Consider the following 24,492-nt stretch of genomic DNA (forward strand, 5'->3'; position numbering starts at 1 on the left):
TTAAATTGCGAAAACCTTTAACTCTTGATTGAACTTTCTAAAAAATTAGAATTTAAATTTACTTGGCGTAGCTATCAAGAACGATTTCTGAAGAATTTTGAAAGTCATTTGGAGGATAATCATTTGCATTTAGTCGCTCCACCTGGATCTGGTAAGACTATTTTGGGTCTTGAGATGTTGCGTAGAGTTAATAAAAGGTGTTTGGTGTTAGCTCCTAATCTAACCATAAGAAATCAATGGAAAAGTAGGCTTGAGTCTTTTTTTATTAAGGATAAAGGATTTGATGACTATACCATGGATATAAAACATCCAGCTATTCTAACCTTTTCAACCTATCAATCTTTACATGCTTTAAATAAATCGTTAGTAGAGAAAGGTAAATCACTAGCTGATTTTATTCATAAAAATGGAATTAATACAATTGTATTAGACGAAGCACATCATTTAAAAAACGAGTGGTGGAAATGCTTAATTGCCTTAAAGCAAATTGAAGGCCTTACAATAATTTCATTAACAGCAACTCCACCTTACGATAGCACAAACCATGAATTAAATAAATATTTTGAGCTTTGTGGACCTTTAGATGATGAAATTGCGGTGCCCGATTTAATCAAAAATGAAGATTTATGTCCACATCAAGATTTTGTGTATTTTTCAAAACCAGATGAAATTAAAATAAAATATAATGTTTCTTATCGGGAGCAAATAATTGATTTTAATAATAAGTTGCTTTCAAATACGACTTTTAACGAACTATTATTAACGTTGCCAATTTATGCAAATTCAGAAAACCAACTCGAAGCCATTTATGACAATCCAAAATTTTTTTCTTCGATATTAATATTTCTAAATGCCGCGGGACATCAAATAGAGAATGAAAAGTTGGAATTTCTCGGATTCAAAAGTAAAGAAGTGGAGTTTCCTAACCTGACATACGAGTGGTTAGAGGTTTTATTACAAGAACTTATTGTTGCACAACGAGAATCTTTACTAGTATATGAAGAGTTGCTACACACAATTGAAAAGGAGCTTGCAAAAATTGGTGTTTTCGAGAAGAAGAAAGTCAATTTTATAGGGGATGAACAATTGTATCGAACGTTGGCAAATAGTCCTTCTAAGTTAAAAAGTATCTCTGATATTATTATTGCCGAAAGTGAAAATCTTGGGACAGATATTAAAGCGGTGGTGTTAACAGATTTTATTCGTAAAGAGTATTTGGATTTCGAAGGTAGCGATACTGGTAAATTAAATAAATTAGGTGTTGTTTCTATTTTTCAATATTTAAGAACAACTCATAGTTGGAAAAAGGATATTGCTGTATTAACAGGGTCTTTGGTGATATTGCATAAAGATGCAGCAGCCAAGTTTAAAAGTAAATTTAGCGATGCACAATTTAATGTAACACCAATGGCTACGGATAATGAATTTGTGGTTGTTAATTCATTTGGGAAAGCAAAAAGTGCTATAGTAGGGCGAGTTACGGAGTTATTTCAAAACGGGGTAATTAAAATACTTATTGGTACAAAATCCCTTTTGGGGGAAGGTTGGGATGCGCCGGCAATAAACACTTTGATTCTCGCATCGTATGTTGGTTCGTTTGTTTCATCTAATCAAATGAGGGGGCGCGCCATTAGAATCAATCCGAAAAATTCTGACAAAACTGGAAATATTTGGCATTTAGCTTGCTTAGATCCAACTACTGAAAATGGAGGAAAAGATTTTGAAAAGTTACAAAGAAGATTTGAAGCTTTTTCGGGTGTTTCTGTGTCAGGGGATGCATATATTGAGAATGGTTTAGATAGACTTAAGCTGCCGGAGATTTTTTCTGTGGAGACTAGTTTGGAAGAGTTGAATATAAAATCTGTACAGATAGCTTCAGAAAGAAAATTTTTAAAGTCACGTTGGTTTAAGGCTATTTCTATAGGCGATGTTTTAGTTAGAGAAGTAAAGATTCCATACATAGATAAGATACCATTTGAAGAGGTCCGCAAATTAAGATGGGGAAATGCATCGCGATTTATGTTTTTGGAAGTGGTCGTAGGTGCAGGACTTTTTTTTCCAGAATTTTTAGCTAAAAATCTAGGCACTTTATTAAGTCAGGGTGTTTTCAAATTTTTATATGCTTTTTTAGCTGCCGTCTTTGTTGGGTTTGCGCCAAAAACGTACAAAGCGATTAAACTTTACTTTTTATTTGGGAATACCTATAAAAAAACTAAAAAGATAGGAGCAGCTTTACTCGCTGCAATGGTTAAAACAAAAGCATTGCGTTCATCTATTTATGATGTTGATGTAATTGCAGAACAACAAGCGAATGGAACTTTTGTTTGTTATTTACAAGGTGCGACTAATGCTGAAAGTGAAATGTTTGTGAATTTATTGGCTGAAATATTAGCACCTGTTGAGAATCCAAGGTATTTGTTGGTTTATAGGCATTGGATAAAACGACATTGGGGACTTCGCACTTATTATGTGGTGCCACAAATTTATGGGCGAAGAAAAGAAGATGCGGAGTTATTTCATAAGTCTTGGAAAGAACATGTAGATTCTTCTAAACTATTATATACCCGTTCCGAGGAAGGTAGAAAGTCCTTATTAAAAGCTAGGCTTTCTCATATTTTATATCAGTTTAAAGAAGTGTCTCAAAAAGCAATTACTTGGAAATAAAACTACTTATTGCATACTGCTATCTGCTGTTGAATTATTTTCCATCTCATTCTGGCATTCAATAATCTCTTCTAATGCTCGCCCAAGATTTTGGGTAGACCAGAGTCCTGTATCCTTTTTTAATTTTTTGGCGTTTTGGTCGCTATCAATATATTTTCGAATAGAAGTAATAAGTGGATCATCAAGCGATTCAATTTTTAATATTGATTGCCCTCCAGGAATACTATAATCATCTTCGTAATCGTAACAAAAGACCAATACACGGTCACCGGTTTGTAATCCAGATTCACTAAAACAATCCGATTTAAAGAACTTTTGGGTGGAATATGTATTTCTGCCAATTTCCTTGATTTTATAGACTTTGTCAATTGCTACAATTCCGTTTTGCGAGGTGTATAATGGTCCAGCATCTTCTGTGGTATCTTCTATTTGTTTAACAATACCAGTAAAAACAAGAGAGAGTTCTTCACCGCAATTGCCAATAAAAGGCCCAGATTCTGGCCACCAATAGGTATAGCCAACATTTAAAGTATCTGGGGTAAAGATAACTTCTATTTCACTTTTACCTTTTTTCGACTGACATCCTATTAAGAGAAAGCCGAAGAGCGTAAGTGCTAAAACGCTTTTAAATAATTTCATGTTGCTAAACCTAAATATGTCCAATGCTTATTTTCTTTTTTAAAAGCTGATTTTTCATGAATTACCTCCAATTTTCCATGCTCATAGTAATAGGCATCGAAAGTTACTGTGCCTTCATCATCTTCTTTATTGCCTTCGAATTTTGCTGTTACTTCAAGTTTAACCCAAGTTACCGATTTCGCCCAGTTTACAATTGCTTTTTTATCTTTTAGTGGTCTTGTTGATGAATGATGACTTTTCATTAAATAGTTGCCATCCGCCAATACAAAAGCTGAATATCTAGAACGCATTAATTGTTCTGCTGTGGATGCATTATTAATATTTGCGTGAACTTTACCACAACAATTTGTATAATCATTTGGTAGGCCACAATAGCATTTAGTAGTATTCAAAAATTTTCGTTTTTAGAAGTCTTCATTTTAGAAATCTCTTTCAGTCGTTCTTTACGGGTCTCTTGTTCCTTTTTTAGCTTTGCCTTTTTCCTATTTAACAGCTTGGTGTGCTTTGCTTTATTGACGGTGTTTTTTGCTTTTCCTTTTTTAGCCATATTGTTGTCTATTTTCCGTCAACTTTTATTTTATTACACCCAATCTTTAGGATTCTGAAGAATTTCAACCAATCGAGCTTCTTCACTATCTATTTCGGGTTGATAATTATAACGCCATTGCACATGAGACGGTAGGCTCATTAAAATACTTTCAATGCGCCCATTAGTTTTAAGTCCGAACAATGTTCCTTTATCATGCACCAGGTTGAATTCAACATATCGACCACGTCTAATTTCTTGCCAATCGCGCTGTTCAGGAGTGTAAGCTAATGCTTTTCTTTTTTCAACGATAGGTGCATAAGCTTCTAAAAAACTGTCGCCTACTTCGGTGACAAAATCGAACCAGTTTTGCATTGACATTTCGTCAGTTGCTTTACAATAGTCAAAAAACAGTCCGCCTATACCTCGGCCTTCATTTCTGTGTGCATTATAAAAATATTCATCACATCTCTTTTTGTAGGTAGGATAGAAATTAGCATTGTGTGCGTCACATGCTTTTTTACAAACCGAATGAAAATGTGCGGCGTCTTCATTAAAAAGGTAATATGGGGTTAAATCTTGTCCACCTCCAAACCATTGATCCACAATTTTTCCATGTTTATCATACATTTCAAAATAGCGCCAATTAGCATGAACAGTCGGCACCATTGGGTTTTTTGGATGAATTACTAAGCTCAGTCCGCAAGCAAAAAAATCTGCATCTTTAACACCAAAATAATTCTGCATACTTTCTGGTAAAGCACCATGAACAGCAGAAATATTTACACCACCTTTTTCAAATACGGCACCGTTTTCTATAACTCTGGAATGACCACCGCCACCTTCGGCGCGTGTCCATTTATCTTCTTTAAATTTTGCTTGCCCGTCAATTTCTTCAAGTTTGGAAGTAATTTTATTTTGCAATTGTTGTATGTATGCGTAGAATTTATCTTTCATTTATATAATTCATAAAGTTCCATGTCTAATGGGGCTTCGTTAGGTGGTTTATGTTCTTTTTCTAAAGTTTGCTTCCAAATATAGCCACATTTTTTAGCCACTTTAATGCTTGCACTGTTCGATTTGTGAACTATTATTTGAAGGGAAGAGAGCCCTAAGTTCTTAAATGCATAGTTTGAAAGATATTGAACAGCTTCTGTTGTAATACCTTGGCCAGTGTATTGATAATCGATACAGTATGCAAGTTCTGCCTGTTTTTTAACCCAATCCAATTCTTTTATATAAATAAGGCCGATTAGTTTACTTTCACTAATCGACTTTAAAACGAAAAGAAATTCTTCCTTTTTATTGAATTCTTTGACTTTTTTCTCAACAAAATATTTCGATAAATCAGGAGTGAGATTTTGTTCAAGTGTTAAAGGGAAATAACGTTTAAAGCGTTCTGCATTTACAATCATTAAATCACAAATACGCCAAGCATATTTTTCCTTAATGCTATCGATGCCGTATTTTTCGAACGTAACAATCACTTTGATATAATTTTATACCTTAAAGTATTTTATCAATATTTACAGGGGTTTGTACTCTTTTACAGCGTCTATAAATGCCTTTGCATTTTCTACAGGAATATTTGGTAGAATGCCATGTCCTAAATTTACAACATACTTGTCTTTTCCAAATTCGTGAATCATTTGGGTGACCATTTTTTTAATTTCTGCCGGTGGAGAAAGTAGTCTTGCTGGATCAAAATTTCCTTGTAATGTAATATTGCTACCGGTAAGATATCTTGCATTTCTTGCAGAGCATGTCCAATCAACCCCTAATGCTGAAGCACCAGATTTTGCCATGTCACCTAAGGCAAACCAACATCCTTTTCCGAAAACTATAACTGGCGCTTCATCTTTAAGTGCATCAATTATTTGTTGAATATATTTCCATGAAAATTCTTGATAATCAACAGGAGAAAGCATACCTCCCCAAGAATCAAATACTTGTACTGCATTTACACCTGCTTTAACTTTCGCTTTTAGGTATGCAATTGTAGTATCTGTAATTTTTTGTAGTAATTGATGGGCAGCATCAGGTTGAGTGAAGCATAACTCCTTAGCCTTGTCAAAAGTTTTGCTGCCCTGCCCTTGCACACAATAGCAAAGAATGGTCCATGGAGAACCAGCGAAGCCAATCAATGGCACGTCGTCATTCAGTTTTTCTTTTGTGGCTTTTATGGCCTGCATTACATAGTCTAGCGAATCATTTACATCTGGTACAATTGCATTGTCTACATCTTTTTGTGTTCGAATTGGATTAGGTAGGTATGGACCGAAATTAGGTTTCATTTCTACTTCAATATTCATCGCTTGCGGAATAACCAAAATATCTGAAAATAATATGGCAGCATCCATACCGTATCTTCGAATGGGTTGAACTGTAATTTCCGATGCTAATTCAGGAGTTTGACACCTTGTAAAGAAATCATATTTAGCTTTGATTTCCATAAACTCAGGTAGATATCGTCCAGCTTGGCGCATCATCCAAACAGGTGGTCTTTCAACAGTTTCACCTTTTATCGCTCTAAGAAATAAATCGTTTTTTATCATATCATTTACATTGCTAATTAACCTATGGCATCTTCATTAACAAGATCTATCAAACTCTCAACAGTGGGTATTTTAGCTACCCGTACATCTTTAAAGGTTTTTCTGGCCTCTTTAGCTGTGGTTTCTCCAATACAATAAGCTATTTTGTTGGCTTCATTTACTGTTAAAAAACTAGCAATTGCAGAAGGACTACAGAATAAAACAGCTTTTATATTTTCGTCGAGTGCTTGAGCAACATATTTTGTGTCGTATATAACCTGCTCATTTACTTGAATATTATTTGCGGTCAATATATCGGTCAATTCATCTCTTCTAATATTACTGCAGAAATAAGTTACTTTTATACCTTCAATAAAATCTACTAAATGTGTTGCTAATTTTTTTGCATTCCGCTCACTGTGTTTTACTGGTCCAATGCTTTTTTCAATTAATCGTTTTGTTTTACGGCCTACACAGTAAATGTTCTTGAATTGTAATTCATCAGCAGAAATGTTTTTCAATAAGGCATCTACAGCATTCTGACTCGTAATTACAACATTCTGATATTCTTGTTTTAAAATTGCTGCCGAAAGTCTATTTGGACTTATTTTAATAAAGTCTTCTGAGTCAATAATTACTTTATCGTTTACTCGATTTTGTTGGTCGTGTGTGAGTTTTTTAGTAGAGAAAATAGTAGCGTTGTCGGCATTATTTTTTAAGGTTGCCTTTTGCATTTCGCTCATGACGCGTTTTCCTCCTCTACTTAAAATACTATTAGCGCAATCTATTCCTAAATTCTCATGTTTGCCTAATGGAGCAGTTAATTCTGCTTCCAGTTTCTTGCCACCATCAACACTTAATAAAACACCTTGTAGTGTTATTTCTTCTTCATTAATTTTTGCTAAAGCCCCGATAGGAGCAGTACAACCTCCTTCTAATTTGTTTAAGAATTCCCGCTCCAATTTCGTGCATATTTCAGTTGGTTCGTGATTTAATGAAGAACAAGCATCCAGCACGTACTCATCATCATGCATTGCCACAACCATTACAGTACCTTGTGCCGGTGCCGGTAGCATCCAAGTAAGTCCAATAGTATTTTCTGGTTCAATGCCAATACGCTCTAAACCTGCTGCAGCAAAAATAGCTCCGTTCCATTCGCTATCATTTAGTTTTTGCATTCGAGAATTAACATTGCCGCGTAAATCTACAAGCGAATGTGTGGGATATCGATTTAGCCATTGTGCTCTTCTTCTAAGACTACCTGTAGCAATTGTAGCATCACGATGTCCGAGGAATTCTTCATTGTTTTTATAGACTAAAATATCGAAATGGTTACCTCTTTCAAGAACTGCAGCTTGCACAATACCTTGTGGTAGAACTGTTGGTACATCTTTCATTGAATGCACTGCGATATCAATTTCACCTTTGAGCATGGCAACGTCGAGCGTTTTTGTAAATACACCCGTAATGCCTAATTCATGAAGTGGTTTGTCGAGAATTAAATCGCCTGTAGATTTCACCGCAATAATTTCGGTGGCATATCCAAGTTCGTTTAATTTATTCTTAACGGTGTTTGCTTGCCATAAGGCTAGTTCGCTATCGCGAGTGCCAATGCGTATGGTTTTACTCATTTGCTGTGGTAACAGGGTCTAGTTCTAGTTGAAATACTTTTTGAATAAGTTCTAAGCTAGTATCGGAATCAACATTATCGCCTTTAAGATGGTTGGCGAATTGTTTGGTAATTTTTTGAATAATACGACCTGAAATAACGTCGGCTTGCTGCGCATCAAAATCAATTCTTTTTTTGGACTGATAATCTAGCTCTTCGTCTTTCATTGTATTAAGCTTTTGCTTTAAAGCTTTAATCACTGGAGCAAACTTTCGGGTTTCTAGCCATTGACTAAATTCACCTTTTACTTCACTTATGATAGATTCGGCATGTGGAACAAAAAGTTTTCTACGCTCTAAAGTTTCATCAGTCATTTGAGAAAGGTGATCCAAATGAATAAGAGTGATATTTTCTAATTCGGAAACATCATCGGAGACGTTTTTTGGAATAGAAAGGTCTAGTATTAATAGCGGTTTTTTATTGTAAATTAATTCTTTAGAAATCGTTGGTGATTGCGCACCAGTTGCTACAATTAAAACATCAGAATTGCGTATTTCTGTTTGTAAATCTCCATAGTCTTTAACTACTAAATTAAACTTACCGGCAATCTTTTCTGCCTTGTCTTTAGTTCTGTTAATTAAGGTGATATGGTTATTCTTCGTATGCTTTATTAAGTTTTCACAAGTATTTCTTCCTATTTTTCCTGTACCAAATAACAAAATATTTTTCTGAGAAATATCGGGAATGTTCTTAAGTATATATTGTACAGAAGCAAAAGCGACAGAAGTAGCACCAGAGGATATTTCGGTTTCGTTTTTTATACGTTTGCTTGCTTGAATAACAGAATTGCAAAGTCGTTCTATAAATGGATTGGCAAGACCTTGTTTTTTCGACTTATTAAAACTTGATCGTAACTGACTAATTATTTCAAAATCACCTAAAATTTGGCTGTCTAGTCCAGTGCCTACTTTAAAAAGATGACTAATCGCTTCATTGTTTTTATACACATAAGCAACTTCTTGAAATTCTTCAACCGAACCTTTGGTATTGTCGCAAAGTAATTTTATTAATTGAAACGGATGCTGCGCGAAACCATGTAGTTCTGTACGGTTACATGTTGAAGTAGCCAAAATACCATCCAAACCAATTTCCTTGGCTTGTACCAATAAATTATTGGTTGCAGTGTCGTTCAGACTAAATTTACCACGAATTACTGCATCAGCCTTTTTGTAGTTGAGGCCAATGGTATAGAATGAGCTATGTTTAGATAAGTGGTAAGCTTTCATGTAAGTGTGAAACGGAAGCAAAAATAATGGCATTCAACTTCTAAAAATAACGCTAGAGGAACAATAAGTATCGATATGAGTATTTTTAGTTATAAATGAATGTAAATACGTTGAAATCCAGTATTTTCGTAGTAAATACTGCGTTTTACAATGTTCCTATTTAGAACGTTTCTAAATAAATATTATGAAAAAAGAAGGTCTACTCGAAGTAAAAAACATCGCTCAAGGTTCCTTTCAGGAAGTATTGATAGATGATGGCTTTTTTGTATTGAAATTACAAAACGATGAGTCTAGCATTCAGAAAGTTACGCGTGAAATTGATAGTTCTTTTATTCAATTTCATTTTTGTTTAAAAGGCAATGCCAAGTTTATATTTAATGATGGTCGCTATGCTTTAGAGGTTTCCGAAGAGAATTCACTTTTACTGTACAATACACAGGTAGACTTGCCATTAAATTTGGAATTAAGTGAAAAATCTTGGTTGGTTTCTGTCGTTATGACCATTCGAAAGTTTCACTCTTTGTTTTCTTCTGAAGCAGATTATATTCCATTTTTAAGTGCGGATAATAAAGAGAAGAAATATTATTCTCAAGAAAAAGTATCCCCTGCTATTGCAGTTATTTTAAGCCAGTTAATTAATTATAACTTACATCCTTCCATTAAGACTTTATATATAAAGGGTAAGGTGTATGAGTTAATTGCCTTATATTTTAACAAAAGTGATGATGCCGATATTGAACAATGTCCGTTTTTGGTAGATGAGGATAATGTGCGTCGCATCCGCCAGGCAAAAGAGATAATGATTTCTAGAATGGCTGAGCCTCCTACATTGGCTGAACTTTCAGAAGAAATAGGGCTTAGTCTTAAAAAATTGAAAGAAGGATTTAAACAAATTTATGGCGATTCGGTTTATAGTTTTCTTTTCGATTATAAAATGGAATTTGCTCGTAAAATGCTTGAAACTGGACAACATAATGTAAACGAAGTAGGCTTGCGTGTTGGTTATAGTACTGCCAGTCACTTTATTTCTGCATTCAAAAAGAAGTATGGGACAACGCCCAAGAAGTACGTGATGTCATCAAATTAACATAAACTTGACCCTTATTAGTAAGATTTATTAGACTGTAAGGTATATTTTTGCAACTGCAAAAATGAAATTATGTTCCCCCGTAAACTACAATTAATACTTTTTGCTGCACTACTTTGTGCAGTAGGTTGCCAGAAAGACAATGAGTTAATACAAGATATCGAAGCTACTGAAGAGAAGGCAATTCTCGAGAAGATGAATTCGGAAGAGGTAACTGAAGAATCCGTATTAGTTTTTTATAAAACGGCTAGTTTTAAACATACATCCATAGCGAAAGGCATTGAAACACTTGAAGCATTAGCGTTAGCAAATAGTTTTTTATTGGAAAGCACTGATGATAGTGCGTTGTTTACTACTGAAAATCTTCAAAATTATGACTTGGTTATTTTTTTAAACACAACCGGTGATATTTTAAACGATACGCAACAGGAAGTTTTTGAAAACTATATTCAATCCGGCGGAAACTTTATGGGTGTTCATTCGGCATGTGATACCGAATATGATTGGCCATGGTATGGAGAATTGGTGGGCGCATACTTTTTAAGTCACCCAGAAATTCAAGAAGCTACTATTGATGTGGTAAACAATACACATGAAGCTACAAATCATTTAAGTGATTCTTGGGAATTAACTGATGAATGGTACGATTTTAAAGAAATTAGTCCGAATGTAAGCGTCTTGTTAAATTTAGACGAAGCTACTTATGTTGGTGGTGCAAATGGCGAAAATCATCCTATAGCTTGGTATCAAGAATATGATGGTGGTCGCTCGTTTTATACTGGCATTGGTCATAATGAAGAAGTGTACGACTTGTCAGATTTTAAAGAGCATTTATTGGGGGGTATAGCATACTGCTTGGAGCGTTAATATTAATTGGGCCGTGCAACCAAAATACCAATATTCTTTTTAATTCCTTTTAAATATTCAGCTAAGGGTAGCTTCGAAACTTCTACTTCCATAGAGCCAGTAGAGGCATGTAATAAATGAATGCGCCCATCTTTTTCTCGAGTGGCAATACCAGTATGCGTAACATCTAATCCGTTAATGGAGGTTGCCAATGCTATAATATCTCCCGATTTAATAAGATGTTCATTTTTGGCAATTTCATCTTGAGGGAGATAACAAAAGGTTTCTTTTGCCAATTCCTTTTCAGTTATTAAAATCTTCTCGAAATTGGTATGATCTTCTAAAAATGGGTAGAGCTCACGATGAGTTCCCATAAAATTGATTTCCTTATCTATGGCAACTCCCCCTAATTCATTGGTAATATTTTTAACCAAACCTTTTTCTTCATTGTTCGTTATCCATTCAGAGAAATAATGCAAACGAGACCCGTATCCATTGAGGTTTCCATCATTATACCGAATGGTTTCAAGATGTTTGGTAAATGAATTAAAACCCGATTTTCCTTCTTTTAAATGCAAACCGAAGGCAAGTACATTCTCAACAAAAGTGGTACAATCGAGTCCGTGTAAGTTTACAACTAGCGATTCGGTTTCACCAATTTCTAGGGTTTTTGCAACATAGGGTATGCCTTTAAAAGTCTTTCCAATCGCAACCAAAGTTTTGCCGAAATCGTTCTCTAAAAGTCCATCGATTTCGATAGTTTTATCTTCGAAAGCCTGTTTGTCAGCTGGGGAGCAGGTTATCTGTTGGGCATAGGATAATGCTGAAACAGAGCATAATAAGAATAAATATAAAATATTCTTCATAATAGAAAGGTGATATTCAAAAATAAGAATTAATAACCATGATACCCATACATGCCATAACCGTTTGGCTTGTAGACTTCTGCTCTATTTCGGTCTTTTAATTGAAACTCTTCAATAACAAAGCCAATAACATCTTGGTCAGTTTCTGTGTCTTCAATACGCATTCCTGCATTTTTATAATAAGGATTGGTAGTAAGTGGTTTTCCCTTTTCAAAGACAACCAAGTTCATTGTAAAGTTCTTATCGTATTCTTTGTTATCTCTTGTCTTAAAGAAATACCCTGTATACGATTTGCCTTCATAACTCAAAGGCTTTTTGTCTAAGAACAGAATTGAATCTTGCTTTTTATTGTAATAAGAAAACTCAAAAACGCTGGCTTCGGCCAGTGCCTGTTCATTTTTATAGTCAGATGGAAAAAGATTCAGTTTCTTTATTTTTTTCAACTTATTAAATAGGAACAATCGTCCGTTAATATCTTCGGCAATTTCATGTAACATACCAGCGGGTAACGTTGTTTCATCTTGTGCTAATAGCGATAAATAGGTTGTTTTAATGCGATTATTCTTAACTAAAAGCAATCGGTTATAAAATTGGGTAATATCTTTTTCATTTATAAACGGGTAGAGCAAGACAGCGTAGGCTTCTAATATCCCATTATTCGAATTGTTAGATTCAGTAAATGCTGCGGTAGCACTTCCATAATTACCAGATCTGCTCAATTGTCGTTTTAGTTGAATTTTGGCATCATTCAATATTTGTTTTCGGTATTTCTTATAACTCTTAGGTTTAATAATTTCTTTTTCTACCAAACGTGCGAGCAGCGAAAAAATAGGCGATTTATATTCTTCTATACCACTATAATCTAATAGGTCAGGATATAATTTTTTAGCCATCGGAAGACTATCCATATAAGGTCTAAAGATTTGAGTTATCTCATGTTTATTGGAAGTAAGCGGTAAATCTTGAGCTAATAATTCCAATAGTAATTTAACCGATTTAACATCAGCATTTTTCGTAACCGACTTTAAAATTTTAGTCTGCGCATCTGAATTATTGTAAGATTTGGCATAAAATCTTTTAAAGAAATCAATTCCCTTAGGGTCATTTAGCTTGCCTAGTTTTTGAATAAGAAAAGACTGAATATATTTTTGGTCATCTTTAAAATCAAAATTTTCAATATAATACTTCAACGAGTCTACAGTTGTATGCTTAAAAGATATTAAGTTGTAACCATCTATTAGTATACTGTCATTTTCTCGAAGTGCTTTAAAGAAGGCTAAAGTTTTATCTTCAAAAATAGATTTACCAATAACAGTATCGATAGGTTTAAAATTGTCGAAAAACTCACCAACAAATTTGCTTGGTTTTTCAAGAGTATCTATTTGTGCCTTTAATTCATATGCAAGTCCGTTTTTAACAACATTTTTTACTAAGATGCCTCTGGTGCTCGCTGTGTCGGTTAATGTTAATTGTAGTTCATGTGTTCCGTCTGTATAGGTGGTGTCTTTTTCACTGTAAATAATAAATTCTTTGTAGGCATGATTTTTTTTGCGAATAGACCATAATGAATCAATTGAAGGTAACATCATAAAATCATGAGCCTTATTTAATTCTACTGTTATCGCTTCATTATTTTTGTTTTGATAAACAGATTTTTTATTGAAAGAGCTATAAGCTTTTGGCTTTTCGGTGCCAGTGTAATAATTGTTAGAATTCTCAACAAATTTTGGAGGTTTTACATTGGAAACTGTACTAAAAAGCATGGCAGTATCTCGTATAGTCTCAAATTTGTTACGGTAGGTAGTTTCTTTTATTTTGAAGGACTTAAAAAATGGAGCAACCTTTTCTTCATTTTTAGTAACGATTCCTAATAAATAATAGTCCCCCCGCTTAAATGCAGTTTTTAGATAGATGTTTTTTTGTTGCGCGGCATTAATCGTAGCATTAGAAGTAAGGGTGTTGCTATCAACTACATTATATTTAGGCTTCAATTTTAAATCTTGATAAAATCGTTTTTGAATTTGTTTGAGTTCAAAAGAATCGACTTCAATAAAATTGAAATCATTTAAAGTGATTTTTCGTAGAAAATAATACGAGTCCGAAATGGAATCATAAGCCTCAGCAAAGCGATCGCCATTGCGTAATTGGTTTTTAAAGTTATATAAAGAAGGCATTGTAACTTCAAAATCTTTAAAGGCAGAAGCTATGGAAACTTCTTTATTAATAGGCTTTCTAAATTGTATGCTATTAAAAATAGTGTCCGAATGCTGCGTTACAAAATCGCCTTCACCACCCATTTTAAAAATAACAATTTCAAGAGGGCTTAGATAAATGTGATACCGTTGGTGGTCTCCATTTTTCAATTTATTTTTAATATCTAAACCTTCAAAACCGCTACGCTTAAATCTTGTTTTTTCTATTATTTTACCTGGGATGTTTTCAAATAATAGTTTATCGATATCATCCAATGAAAAAACATCATCTTGCTTAAGGTATTGGAATGTCGGGATTCTATTGACCATAACATAACTACCATTTGCAAGATCTGGCGAAATGTAGGTAGTACTTGAATATTCGGCAACCGGATATAATTTATTAGGTAAATCAATAGTAAAGAAACTATCATCGGGTTTAGTAGTTTTGTAGCCGTTCTGTCTAATTTTAGTTTCAAACATTTCCTTTAAACGCCTTCCTTTATAAGTGGCTTTGGAGGTCAGTGGTTTTACGGTATAGCCTCTATTTTTGAGCATAGCAATCACTCCATTTTTTCCTGGTAGATGTGCTGCGCCAATTCCGGTGAAAACTTTGGAGGTTTGCATTACCGAATCTAGCTTGTTGGCCATATTTCGATTCCGCGTATATAGCATATTTGTTAAATAATGCTTTGTATACATTGCGTTATCAATAGAATCAAGTAGATTAATATTTCGATTTCTATAAGCGTCTTGTAAGATGCTCATAGGATCTTGCTCTTGCATTTTTTTCTGCAGCCATTCGTCTGGTTTTTGCTTCATTGCGTTTAGACTGGCGCGGCCAACGAGAGCGGCTGATTCTTCAAGGTCTTCTAAGGCAACCACCGGTTTTTCAAACTTCTTACCTGCCTGATAGATAAACATATCTAAATAGGTTTCCTCTTCAAAATTTTGAGAATATTCGTTTGTACGGTAAAGAATATTGTTAACGCGTCGGTCTTCAAAAGAAAGGTAAGCGCCAATTTCTTCTTTTTTAGGATTTTTTATGGCGAATCGGGTTGAGTAAAATCCATTGGGATTTAAACCTGTGCCCATACCTCCGAAATTATCAGAATTTTCAAGCCATGTATCGGGGTCTGATTCAAGAGCAACAACTTCACTTTTATCTAAAGCCTCGTAAAAAACATCATCTAAACGAAATGCAATCCTTTTGCTAACGTGCATTGTACCGTAGAGGTATGAAGATTGGGGCAATCCGTTACCGGAAATTTCCCAAAGTAAACTGTTCATGTTCTTGTTGATAGCATTACTGCCTGACTGGGCTGAGAGGCCAGCAACAAAGAACAATAGAACTAAAGTAAACTTCTTTTGCATATATATTCTTGCGGGAATTTTGAGATAATTTAGTTGCCTAAAAACACTTGTAAATTAATTGTATTAACAATTACATAAACGTAAGAGCAGTCTATTATAACCATTTCTTATTGTGCTATAAATAATGCCACGAATTATTTTAACGGAATTTGGTTACATGTAGTATTTTTACACCCGAAAAAGAAGCTATTATTGTGAAATGAGACGCAAGAATATAAAAGCCATTAAATTATGGTTGTCGGTAAATTAAATCTTGCCTTTGAAAAATATTAGAAATAACAGATGAAAGGAGTACTACTTGTAAATTTAGGATCACCTGAAAGTCCGACTGCGAAAGATGTAAAACCCTATTTAGATGAATTTCTAATGGATGAAAGGGTTATAGATGTCCCAAATTGGCTTAGAAATATTATTGTCCGCGGTATTATATTAAGAACACGCCCTAAAAAATCGGCAGAAGCCTATGCAAAAATTTGGTGGGAAGAAGGTTCGCCCTTAGTTGTAATTTCTGAACGATTTACAGAAAAGGTGCAAAAACAAACTACGTTGCCAGTTGCATTGGGTATGCGTTATGGTACGATGACAATAAAAAATGCTTTACAAGAACTTGTAGATAAAGGAGTAGACGAAGTTTTGTTGGTGCCATTATATCCACATTATGCGATGTCTAGTTTTGAAACCGTAGTGGTGAAAACTATGGAGGTTCAAGAAGAATATTTTTCAAATATTAAAATAACCACTTTACCTGCATTTTATAAAAACGAGGACTTTATTAGAGTGCTTTCGGAACGCATAAAAGAAGGGTTGGAAGGCTTTGACTATGACCATATATTGTTTTCGTATCATGGTATTCCAGAACGGCATATTCGAAAAAGTGACCCAACACGTTTTCATTGTAAAATAAATGGGAGTTGTTGTAATACGAATTCTGTAGCGCATAATACTTGCTATCGTCATCAGTGTTTTGAAACAACTAAAAAAGTTCAGGCGTATTTAAATTTGCCAGATGATAAAATTAGTAACTCTTTTCAGTCGAGGCTGCCCAACGACCCATGGTTGAAGCCATATACAGATTTTGAATTTGTTCGGTTTGCAGAAGAAGGTAAAAAGAATTTGGCAGTTATTACACCAGCTTTTGTTTCAGACTGTCTAGAGACTTTAGAAGAAATTGCGATGGAAGGGAAAGATCAATTTCAAGAAGCAGGTGGTGGAGATTACCGTCATATTTCTTGTTTAAATGATGGTGATGCTTGGGTATCAGTTATGTCTGATTGGGTTAATAATTGGGAAAAAGAAGGCGTTTTGCCTTAAAGTTTTTTGGACAATTTATTCTATGTAGTAGATTAGTTTAGAGTTACTGGAACAGGTTTGGCTACTTTTCCTGGTGGTCTTTGTCCCTCCCCTTTTCTATTCCAATCTCCTAAATCTTTCCTGCCTTTTTCTGCCCAATCCATAAGCTCTTTTACAACATCTGGGTTTGCATCTGCGAGATTGTGGAGTGATTGAATATCTTCTTTTAAGTTAAATAGTAGAGGTTTTTGGCTATTTCCCACAGTGAAGTGGGGATGATTTTGAAATTTTGATAATGGGACAAATAGTTTCCAGGGCCCTCGACGTACTGCTTGCAATTGATTTTGGTCATAATAATAGAAAACTTCATAAGGTGAATGACCTATGGTTTTACCATAGATAAGGGAACTAATATCATAGCCGTCAATAGGTATAATTAGGTCCTTTTTTACTCCGGCCATTTCTGCAAATGTAGGTAGTAAATCCATTGTAGTGGTCAGTTCACGGCAAATAGTGCCCCTAGGAATAGTATTAGGCCACCACATTATAGTAGGCACCCTAAAACCGCCCTCTGAGGTTGTATAGCCTCTTCCATGTAAGGGCTTATTTGTTCCTCGAACCAATGCATTCATATCTTTACCCATCGGTGACCCATTGTCGGAAGTAAAAAGCACCAAAGTTTTATTGGTTAAACCTAATTCTTCCAGTTTTTTCATTATTTGACCTGTAGACCAATCCAATTCTTCTACACTATCTCCCCAAGGGCCACTTTTGCTTCTGCCACGAAACTTAGCGCTTGCAAAAGGTTTGGTTGTGCTTCCAGGCATTGCATGTGGTAAGTATAAAAAGAAAGGGCGGTCTTTTGCTTCAGATATAAAATCTAACGCTTTTTTAGTGTATTCTTGAGTCAATTTATTTCTATCTATTCCTGCTTTTAGTACCTTATTGTTCAACATTACTGGTAGTGGTGGCCATAAATTCCCATCAAGTTTTTTTCCGAAAGTAGCTCCAACAGCCTGTGTCATATCATCACTGTAGGGAATACCATAAAAATAATCGAAACCTTGTGCTAATGGTAAAAAGGGAGTTTGATCACCCAAATGCCACTTGCCTATAATTCCTGTTCTATAACCGGCAGATTTTAATACTTCAGCTATAGTGGTTTCATCAGGATTAAGACCATATGGAGAAATAGGTCGTAGCACATGCCCATCACGTTCATTAAAGTGCATGCCCACGCGTTGTGCATAGCAACCTGTCATTATAGATGCTCTAGAAGGGGTGCATACTCCAGCAGTTACATAGAATTGTTCAAATTTGCGGCCTTCAGCTTCCATGCGATTTAAATTGGGAGTACGATTTGCAGTAGAGCCGAAAGGCTCAATATCACCATAACCTAGATTATCGCAATATATAATAACAAAATTTGGTTGCGGTTTTTCATTGTTTTGTGCATTAACAGTGTTGTGAATGATAGGTAAAAGAAATAGTAATATGTATAGGGACTTGAAAGTATATTTCATACGCTTTCTTTTTCGGGAGCTTTTATAGTTGATACAATTACATTATACTTAGTTGCTTTCTAAATTACGATAATATGTAGTTTCTACATAATAATTGAATTTTTAGTTTTAGTGGAGAACATTTTGTAATGCTTAAATAAGCACAACCGGAACTGTTTTTATCACTAACGCGTCATGGAAGAATTTTTATTCCATTGATTCTAACATTTCCAGGTTTTTATTTAGAATTATGCGTTTGGTTGTCATTTCCTATTTCGGATGTCTTGTTAACGATTGTAAAGGGTGTTTATTTAAACGGGAAATTTCTAAGACGTTGGGTTGATTATTCTTCTGGCATTAACGTTGCTGCTTTGCTAATTATCTTCCAACCGTCTTCAAGTTTTTTAAGGATAAACATATCAATAAAGCGGAGGTTTTCTTCGGTTATTAGTATTTCAGCTTTTGCCAATGCTATATCATTTTCTTGGTCCACAAATAATATTTTTCCAACCCTTCCATTGAATTTTCCTTTTTCTCTTTTTTCAAACAATGAGGCATATTCCGAAATAGAAAGAATGTAAATGGGCTGATCTTTTTTTGATAAGAACATTTGAACATCTTCATAAAATGGTTCACTTATTTTTTCAGGATCGTTATAAGAACTGCCATCTATATATAATTGAAGCGCTTGGCGAATCTCATTTTCTTCTGATTGTGCGTTAATTGATCCAATTGTAAATAGTAATGCGATAGTAAATATTAATTTGTACATACTTTTTTCTTTAAATTATTATTCTGGTTTAATTCGGATTATTTTCCCGTTTGTCCGATTAGATAGGTCTTCAGTTAAAATATATAGTTTGCCTTCGGGGCTTAAAATTGCCTTTCTCGAACGCTCGCGGTCATCAACAAATAGTTCTTCCATACTTTTTACTATTTCTCCCTCAATTCGGACTCTCCAAAGGCTACCTCTAGATAGGCCAGGAACTATCAAATTATTTTTCCAAAGTGGAAATTCATCTCCAGTGTAAAATGTAAGACCGGTAGGGGCTACAGTCTGTAGCCAAAACCATATAGGATCTGTATATGTTATGCCCTTTATTTTTTTTGGAATGAATTTGCTGCCCCTATATTTTCCGGTAGTGATAATCGGCCAGCCATAATTGGCTCCTTTGGTTAGTAAATTAATTTCGTCACCTTGTGTGGTACCATGTTCACTAAACCAAATATTTCCTGTTTCTGGCTCAACTGTTATGCCTTGGGCTGCTCTAATTCCGGTGGCGTATAATCCTGGAATGGCATCCATTCCAAAATCGGGATTGTCTGAAGGTATCGTTCCATCAGAATTAAGGCGATAAATTTTACCTCTGCGGTCTGCTGTGTTTTGTGCTATTGGTATTTCGGGTTGATTGTCTTCATTGAATAAACGTTCACCAACAGTTACGTATAATTTGTTGTCTTGTCCAAATGTCATTCCACCTCCATAATGGTACATGCCATGAGAATAGGGCAATGCTAAGAATATAGATTTTATATTTTTTAAGGAGTCGTTTTCTAGTTTAGCTCTAATCACTTTTGTTGTAGACCCACCAATGCCTTTGCTTACATAAGAAACGAATATGTTATTGTTCTTGGCGTAATTAGGGTCAAGTTGAATGTCTAAAATGCCCGCATTAAAAGTTTCTTTAATACTATTTGGCATCCGACTTGGGAATACGCCTGGTTCATAATTCCTTTTTTCATACAATAAACTATCTATTCGATCTTTGGGAAAACCTTTGATTCGAACTCTTTTTTTAGTCGATAAGTTTATTCGTAACAGGTCGCCATCTTTTTCAGTAACTAGTACTTCATTTTCAGATAAAAATGCCATGCTCCAAGGTCGAGACAGACTATCGATAATTACTTCTTTTTTAGGAATAATTTCAGATGGAGAAAGGTTGTCTTTTTTTGTCTGTGCACAAGCAAAAAAGCTAAGTGCGATGAATAATAGAATCGTTTTCATTCTTGATAATTTGATGATTCAAAAATCAGAACAATCAGATTAAAATCCTTTAAAAATCATGATTCTTAAAACGAAAACTTACTAATTTAAATCTAGGATTTGTTTTGCTTACGGTATTGTGAAGGGGTGAGTTTAGTTGCCGATTTAAAGGCTAGATTAAATGAAGTTACATTTCCAAAGCCGCAATCATAGGCGATTGTGGCAATTTTTTCTTGTGCGTATTTCGAGTCGATTAATAATGCTTTGGCTCTTTCAATACGATATTCATTAACAAATTCAGAGAAATTTTTTTGCTCATTTTCATTAATCACTTGTGAGAGATTTCGAGGCGAAATTTTCATTTTTTCTGCAATCTGCTCTAAATTAATCATGTTGTCTAAATACAACTGTTCGTTTTTAAGAAGAGTTTTTAATTGTATTATGTGTTTTTTAGATGTCACTTTATCCATAGATGAATTAGCATATTTTTCAACAGCAAATAGTGGTTTTTTTAAAAGAAGAAAAGAAAAAACATAGACTAATAGGGAGAAGAAAATGGCACCTCCGATGTAAAATGGAAAAATGCCTGCTAAATTGCCCATATAAAAGACCCATATTAAACCAGTTCCTATGAGTAGATTTCGATAAACAATCTTAATTGTTACATCCGTTTTACTTTTGTGATGGTTATAAATTAAAATAGATAAAATAAGGTACACCAACAGATGAATAAAAACAGCTATATAAATCCAATACGATAAAGCCGTGCCATCATTTGGAATGAAATAACTAAAAACAAAGAATCCAACAAAGGGGATTAGGTGAATGTAATCTTTAGCAAAAATTCTACCTTCTTTTTTCAATAATAACCGACCATAAAACCATAATACGGGACCGGATAATAATAGTCCTGAAATACCGAGGTTTCTTTGCCAAGGTTCTAATGTGAGGTACACATTCAATACTGATTTTCCAATTCTAATAGTTAACCCTAAAAGGAAAAAAGCAAGATAAATATTGGTTTTATTGTTGCCATTTTTAAAAGTGAACAGATAAGCACACAAAAAAATAGCTTGAACAAGACCAAGACAACTTAAGACAAGAATAATTGAATCTAGATTCATGCTAAGGATTAAAAATTGAATTTACCCTTTTTAAAAAATGTTTAAGCACGTTTTATACAAAGTTTAGCTTTGTTTGATATTGTTTAATTCGATGCTTTTTGATGGAGCAATTCCATGCCTGTTGAAGATCTTGGTTTAAAACCTGGCCAATCTTTATCATTAGAATTTTCTTGGATATCTAAAAATTTAGCGTTGTCTTCATTCTTTAAAAGTGAACCTAAAAACGCTGTTACAAAATGTTGATTAATATTATTAATTTTACGTTGATCCCAAGTGGCATCGGCATAACGAAAGTATTCATCTATATGTAAGCCTGGAGCTAAGGCTTCAGCTGGTGGAGGATTTGGTGCAACATTGTGCCTCGCATTTTTATAGGTTAGTAAATATCTATCGGCATTAATTGATCCTTCGTAAATTGCTTTTATGCCTTTTTCATATCCAGAAATATCATCTTCGCTTCCTGCTATAAATAAGGTGGGTTTATTTAATCCTTTTAAGCCTTCCGCATCCCAAACGCCTCGTTCCATTCCCCATGGAGCAAAAGCTACAACGGCCTTAATACGAGGGTCATTTTGTTTTTGATATTCTGCGTTGCTAGCTAGTAATGTTGAAATTGCAGTGCTGCCACCTGTCATTCCTCCAAAAAATTGACCAAGTCCATCACTATATCCAGCACCACCAACATTAAGTACACCATAACCACCCATAGAGTAACCTATTATACCGATATTTTCGGTATCTATAAGTCCAGTCAAAGAATCTTTACTATTTACTGCGTCTAAATTGGCTATTTCATTTACCACAAAACGAATGTCTTTAGCTCTGTTTAATAGGGTACTTTGGAAAACATTTGCGTCTTTAAATGTAGAATCGGTATGGTCAATTGAAACCACAACATAGCCTTTTGAAGCTAAATTTTCGGTTAAATACGTCATTAAATAGCGCGATCCAACATATCCGTGAGCAACAACAACTAATGGAAATTTACCTGCTGAGGTTTTGGGCTTGGCATCTCGTAGTGCTCGTCCTTTAAAAGTAAATGGAATTAGAGGGCGAAGTGTGTCGCCACGTGTGCCCATAACCTCGTTATAAGTTGTGGTAGCTGTTTTGTTTGAGACATTGGATGGATACCAAATTTCTACCGTTAACGGTCGGTCGTAAGTTGGGTCTTTTCCTTCTTTAGAATTTATGATATCAATTTGATTTTTATTTACTAATTGCATTGTTCGCACACCAATGGTGTGTTCTCCTCGCTTGGAAAGTTCAGGTGCGTCTGGGAGTTGGTCTCCGTATAAAATGGTTTGTTGAGCTTGTAGATTGTTATTTATAAATACTAGGGAAAATATAAATAGAAGTACTGAGCTAATACTTTGGGAGCGTTTCATGGTTGTGTTTTTGAGTTATGGATTAAGGTACAAATAAATTTGCAGCAATATTATTGACTGAAAACTTGCGAGATTTAAGTCGCCATCCACCAGATAATGGCATAAAAGAAAAAGAATGTGATACAGATTGCTATGGTCCAATTCAAGCGCTCTTGGCGTTTATAGGTTTTAATTTTTTTGCGAATACGCTTCATATCTTGTTCGGTTGAAACTTTTAGATTCAACTTAGTTTTGCTTTCAATACCATAAACATCGCCTTTACTTTTTAGCTTGCGCTTGCTAAGTAATGATCGATTGTTTTTTAAAGCTACAATTGCAGCTGCTATTCCTCCTCCTGCCATAATCACTTGGTAATGGTTCTATAGATGTGTAGTGAAATAAGTAGTTTTGTTACATAAAATGGATTTGGTGGCAAGAAATAATGGTTTTTTGGTGAAATAGAATAATTGAAATGAATAAGAAACACCTATCTTTTAGTAATATAATTTTCGCACTTTTTATTGTGGCTTTAATAATTCCGAAAACGCGAATAGCTTTACAAGTTGCAATAAATAAGGCCAAAGTTTTTGTGATGTCGCCATCGAAATTAAAGGAAGAAGAACAAACCCAGTTGCAGTCTTTTCAATATCAATTGACCTCATTGGAAGGAAATCAATCAGAAATTAATGTAGGACAGGGTGAGGTAACTTTTATCAGTTATTGGGCTACTTGGTGTCCGCCTTGTATTGCGGAAATGCCTGGTATTGTTAAATTATATGAAGATTATGGTTCTAAAATTAATTTCCTATTACTAACAAATGAGAATTCTGAAAAAGTAAAAGCTTTTTTGAGAAAGAAAGGATATGATTTGCCAGTTTATAATCCTAACATGCCAAGTCCGGAACTATTACAATCACATAATATTCCCACGAATTATATTATTGATAAAACAGGGAAAATTATCATAAAAGAAGTTGGAGCTGTCGATTGGAATAGTAACAAAATTCGGGAAATTATAGATAATGCCCTTTAATAATTATTCTTTAAGCGCGCTTATTGTAACTAATAATTGACCAACATGTCGTTGACTATGTTCAGCCGCATGAAAAAGTAATCCAATTACTGTAGAAGGTAGTTTTTTGCGACCAACAGTTCTCACTTCTGTTAAACTAGATTCAGGTACGGTTTTAAAAAATGAAAGAGCCTCCTGTACTTTCGATTCGAATTCAACAATCATTTCCATAGACGATTTTTGACTGGTAGCATTTCCTTCATTCTTTAGAAATTCAAATTGATTTGTTGATAATGGTTTACCTTGAGCGTAAGTCAACATTCTATCTAAAACACCAGTTAAATGTTGTAGATGAAAGCCAATAGCAGCTCTGCCAAATGGCTTTAACCACAGTTTTTCTTCCGGAAAATCAATAAGATACTCCTTAATCTCACGAACAGATTGTAGTAAGGCATGTGCACTAGGTTGCAGTAATACAGGTACATGGGCTATCGGACCACTAAGCCAAAATTCTTGCTGTGACATTTTATTTTTCAATTTTAATTAGATACTTCAAAATACTAAATTAAAAAGGACCGCTTAATATTTAAATA

General features: G+C 34.5%; 22 protein-coding genes. 5 read left to right on the plus strand and 17 right to left on the minus strand.

Annotation, left to right across the window (positions count from 1 at the left end; genetic code table 11):
* Positions 1–24 precede the first annotated feature (24 nt).
* Positions 25–2,664, plus strand: a complete 2,640-nt coding sequence (locus ABJF52_RS14130; RefSeq protein ID WP_348151515.1) for a DEAD/DEAH box helicase family protein — start codon at positions 25–27, stop codon at positions 2,662–2,664.
* Positions 2,665–2,670: 6 nt separating this feature from the next.
* On the opposite strand, the gene ABJF52_RS14135 is transcribed toward ABJF52_RS14130, so the two are convergent.
* From ABJF52_RS14135 to hemA, 8 genes are read right to left on the minus strand one after another with little or no spacing between them, the layout of a single operon-like run.
* On the minus strand, positions 2,671–3,303 hold the full coding sequence (locus ABJF52_RS14135) for a hypothetical protein (protein WP_348151518.1): 633 nt from the start codon (positions 3,301–3,303) through the stop codon (positions 2,671–2,673).
* Positions 3,300–3,695: a YchJ family metal-binding protein gene (locus ABJF52_RS14140; protein WP_348151520.1), complete on the minus strand. Its 396-nt coding sequence runs from the start codon at positions 3,693–3,695 to the stop codon at positions 3,300–3,302. The genes ABJF52_RS14135 and ABJF52_RS14140 overlap by 4 nt, the downstream gene beginning before the upstream one ends.
* On the minus strand, positions 3,692–3,850 hold the full coding sequence (locus tag ABJF52_RS14145; protein WP_348151523.1) for a hypothetical protein: 159 nt from the start codon (positions 3,848–3,850) through the stop codon (positions 3,692–3,694). Before ABJF52_RS14145 ends, ABJF52_RS14140 begins: the two co-directional genes overlap by 4 nt.
* A 33-nt stretch (positions 3,851–3,883) precedes the next feature.
* Positions 3,884–4,786: an oxygen-dependent coproporphyrinogen oxidase gene (gene hemF, locus ABJF52_RS14150; protein WP_348151525.1), complete on the minus strand. Its 903-nt coding sequence runs from the start codon at positions 4,784–4,786 to the stop codon at positions 3,884–3,886.
* Complete coding sequence (locus tag ABJF52_RS14155) at positions 4,783–5,316, minus strand: GNAT family N-acetyltransferase (protein WP_348151527.1); 534 nt, start codon at positions 5,314–5,316, stop codon at positions 4,783–4,785. The genes hemF and ABJF52_RS14155 overlap by 4 nt, the downstream gene beginning before the upstream one ends.
* A gap of 39 nt (positions 5,317–5,355) precedes the next feature.
* Positions 5,356–6,384, minus strand: coding sequence for a uroporphyrinogen decarboxylase (gene hemE / locus ABJF52_RS14160; RefSeq protein WP_348151529.1), 1,029 nt, complete (start codon positions 6,382–6,384; stop codon positions 5,356–5,358).
* Positions 6,385–6,401: 17 nt separating this feature from the next.
* Positions 6,402–7,994 (minus strand): hydroxymethylbilane synthase, encoded by a 1,593-nt coding sequence (gene hemC, locus ABJF52_RS14165; protein WP_348151531.1) that lies wholly within the window; start codon positions 7,992–7,994, stop codon positions 6,402–6,404.
* Complete coding sequence (hemA, locus tag ABJF52_RS14170) at positions 7,987–9,258, minus strand: glutamyl-tRNA reductase (RefSeq protein ID WP_348151533.1); 1,272 nt, start codon at positions 9,256–9,258, stop codon at positions 7,987–7,989. The genes hemC and hemA overlap by 8 nt, the downstream gene beginning before the upstream one ends.
* A 184-nt stretch (positions 9,259–9,442) precedes the next feature.
* Between hemA and ABJF52_RS14175 the strand changes: the two genes are divergently transcribed.
* The gene (locus ABJF52_RS14175) at positions 9,443–10,345 is read left to right on the plus strand and encodes an AraC family transcriptional regulator (protein WP_348151536.1); all 903 of its coding nucleotides are present in this window, start codon (positions 9,443–9,445) and stop codon (positions 10,343–10,345) included.
* A gap of 72 nt (positions 10,346–10,417) precedes the next feature.
* Complete coding sequence (locus ABJF52_RS14180; RefSeq protein WP_348151539.1) at positions 10,418–11,212, plus strand: ThuA domain-containing protein; 795 nt, start codon at positions 10,418–10,420, stop codon at positions 11,210–11,212.
* Between the two features lie 2 nt (positions 11,213–11,214).
* On the opposite strand, the gene ABJF52_RS14185 is transcribed toward ABJF52_RS14180, so the two are convergent.
* Together ABJF52_RS14185 and ABJF52_RS14190 are read right to left on the minus strand one after the other, a co-directional pair.
* The gene (locus ABJF52_RS14185) at positions 11,215–12,057 is read right to left on the minus strand and encodes an N-acetylmuramoyl-L-alanine amidase-like domain-containing protein (protein ID WP_348151542.1); all 843 of its coding nucleotides are present in this window, start codon (positions 12,055–12,057) and stop codon (positions 11,215–11,217) included.
* A 29-nt stretch (positions 12,058–12,086) separates the two neighbouring features.
* Positions 12,087–15,623: a TraB/GumN family protein gene (locus ABJF52_RS14190; protein ID WP_348151545.1), complete on the minus strand. Its 3,537-nt coding sequence runs from the start codon at positions 15,621–15,623 to the stop codon at positions 12,087–12,089.
* Between the two features lie 282 nt (positions 15,624–15,905).
* On the opposite strand from ABJF52_RS14190, the gene hemH reads away from it, so the two are divergent.
* On the plus strand, positions 15,906–16,934 hold the full coding sequence (hemH, locus tag ABJF52_RS14195; RefSeq protein ID WP_348151548.1) for a ferrochelatase: 1,029 nt from the start codon (positions 15,906–15,908) through the stop codon (positions 16,932–16,934).
* A 32-nt stretch (positions 16,935–16,966) separates the two neighbouring features.
* On the opposite strand, the gene ABJF52_RS14200 is transcribed toward hemH, so the two are convergent.
* From ABJF52_RS14200 to ABJF52_RS14225, 6 genes are all read right to left on the minus strand, one after another.
* The gene (locus ABJF52_RS14200) at positions 16,967–18,436 is read right to left on the minus strand and encodes a sulfatase (RefSeq protein WP_348151550.1); all 1,470 of its coding nucleotides are present in this window, start codon (positions 18,434–18,436) and stop codon (positions 16,967–16,969) included.
* A gap of 322 nt (positions 18,437–18,758) precedes the next feature.
* A complete protein-coding gene (locus tag ABJF52_RS14205; protein WP_348151553.1) occupies positions 18,759–19,187 on the minus strand; it encodes a nuclear transport factor 2 family protein in 429 nt (142 codons plus the stop codon).
* Between the two features lie 18 nt (positions 19,188–19,205).
* Entirely contained in the window at positions 19,206–20,420 is a 1,215-nt protein-coding gene (locus tag ABJF52_RS14210; RefSeq protein ID WP_348151556.1) for a PQQ-dependent sugar dehydrogenase, read from the minus strand.
* A 92-nt stretch (positions 20,421–20,512) separates the two neighbouring features.
* Complete coding sequence (locus tag ABJF52_RS14215) at positions 20,513–21,523, minus strand: helix-turn-helix domain-containing protein (protein ID WP_348151559.1); 1,011 nt, start codon at positions 21,521–21,523, stop codon at positions 20,513–20,515.
* Between the two features lie 83 nt (positions 21,524–21,606).
* Positions 21,607–22,908, minus strand: coding sequence for a dienelactone hydrolase family protein (locus ABJF52_RS14220; RefSeq protein ID WP_348151562.1), 1,302 nt, complete (start codon positions 22,906–22,908; stop codon positions 21,607–21,609).
* 74 nt (positions 22,909–22,982) lie between these two features.
* Positions 22,983–23,249: a hypothetical protein gene (locus ABJF52_RS14225; protein ID WP_348151565.1), complete on the minus strand. Its 267-nt coding sequence runs from the start codon at positions 23,247–23,249 to the stop codon at positions 22,983–22,985.
* Positions 23,250–23,359: 110 nt separating this feature from the next.
* On the opposite strand from ABJF52_RS14225, the gene ABJF52_RS14230 reads away from it, so the two are divergent.
* On the plus strand, positions 23,360–23,920 hold the full coding sequence (locus ABJF52_RS14230; protein ID WP_348151568.1) for a TlpA disulfide reductase family protein: 561 nt from the start codon (positions 23,360–23,362) through the stop codon (positions 23,918–23,920).
* Positions 23,921–23,923: 3 nt separating this feature from the next.
* Here the strand turns inward: ABJF52_RS14230 and ABJF52_RS14235 are convergent, their stop codons facing one another.
* The gene (locus ABJF52_RS14235) at positions 23,924–24,424 is read right to left on the minus strand and encodes a DinB family protein (protein ID WP_348151570.1); all 501 of its coding nucleotides are present in this window, start codon (positions 24,422–24,424) and stop codon (positions 23,924–23,926) included.
* Positions 24,425–24,492: the final 68 nt, after the last annotated feature.

This window comes from Aurantibacter sp. (genome assembly GCF_039941195.1).
Taxonomy (GTDB): Bacteria; Bacteroidota; Bacteroidia; order Flavobacteriales; family Flavobacteriaceae; genus Aurantibacter_A.

Excerpts from the sequence above, each read along its gene's own strand:
- hemE (WP_348151529.1), bottom strand. The coding sequence starts at position 6,384 with ATGATAAAAAACGATTTATTTCTTAGAGCGATAAAAGGTGAAACTGTT.
- ABJF52_RS14215 (WP_348151559.1), bottom strand. The coding sequence starts at position 21,523 with ATGAATCTAGATTCAATTATTCTTGTCTTAAGTTGTCTTGGTCTTGTT.
- ABJF52_RS14180 (WP_348151539.1), top strand. The coding sequence starts at position 10,418 with ATGTTCCCCCGTAAACTACAATTAATACTTTTTGCTGCACTACTTTGT.
- hemH (WP_348151548.1), top strand. The coding sequence starts at position 15,906 with ATGAAAGGAGTACTACTTGTAAATTTAGGATCACCTGAAAGTCCGACT.
- ABJF52_RS14205 (WP_348151553.1), bottom strand. The coding sequence starts at position 19,187 with ATGTACAAATTAATATTTACTATCGCATTACTATTTACAATTGGATCA.
- ABJF52_RS14145 (WP_348151523.1), bottom strand. The coding sequence starts at position 3,850 with ATGGCTAAAAAAGGAAAAGCAAAAAACACCGTCAATAAAGCAAAGCAC.
- hemA (WP_348151533.1), bottom strand. The coding sequence starts at position 9,258 with ATGAAAGCTTACCACTTATCTAAACATAGCTCATTCTATACCATTGGC.
- ABJF52_RS14135 (WP_348151518.1), bottom strand. The coding sequence starts at position 3,303 with ATGAAATTATTTAAAAGCGTTTTAGCACTTACGCTCTTCGGCTTTCTC.
- ABJF52_RS14230 (WP_348151568.1), top strand. The coding sequence starts at position 23,360 with ATGAATAAGAAACACCTATCTTTTAGTAATATAATTTTCGCACTTTTT.
- ABJF52_RS14210 (WP_348151556.1), bottom strand. The coding sequence starts at position 20,420 with ATGAAAACGATTCTATTATTCATCGCACTTAGCTTTTTTGCTTGTGCA.
- ABJF52_RS14200 (WP_348151550.1), bottom strand. The coding sequence starts at position 18,436 with ATGAAATATACTTTCAAGTCCCTATACATATTACTATTTCTTTTACCT.
- ABJF52_RS14185 (WP_348151542.1), bottom strand. The coding sequence starts at position 12,057 with ATGAAGAATATTTTATATTTATTCTTATTATGCTCTGTTTCAGCATTA.
- ABJF52_RS14190 (WP_348151545.1), bottom strand. The coding sequence starts at position 15,623 with ATGCAAAAGAAGTTTACTTTAGTTCTATTGTTCTTTGTTGCTGGCCTC.
- hemC (WP_348151531.1), bottom strand. The coding sequence starts at position 7,994 with ATGAGTAAAACCATACGCATTGGCACTCGCGATAGCGAACTAGCCTTA.
- ABJF52_RS14235 (WP_348151570.1), bottom strand. The coding sequence starts at position 24,424 with ATGTCACAGCAAGAATTTTGGCTTAGTGGTCCGATAGCCCATGTACCT.
- hemF (WP_348151525.1), bottom strand. The coding sequence starts at position 4,786 with ATGAAAGATAAATTCTACGCATACATACAACAATTGCAAAATAAAATT.
- ABJF52_RS14225 (WP_348151565.1), bottom strand. The coding sequence starts at position 23,249 with ATGGCAGGAGGAGGAATAGCAGCTGCAATTGTAGCTTTAAAAAACAAT.
- ABJF52_RS14175 (WP_348151536.1), top strand. The coding sequence starts at position 9,443 with ATGAAAAAAGAAGGTCTACTCGAAGTAAAAAACATCGCTCAAGGTTCC.
- ABJF52_RS14220 (WP_348151562.1), bottom strand. The coding sequence starts at position 22,908 with ATGAAACGCTCCCAAAGTATTAGCTCAGTACTTCTATTTATATTTTCC.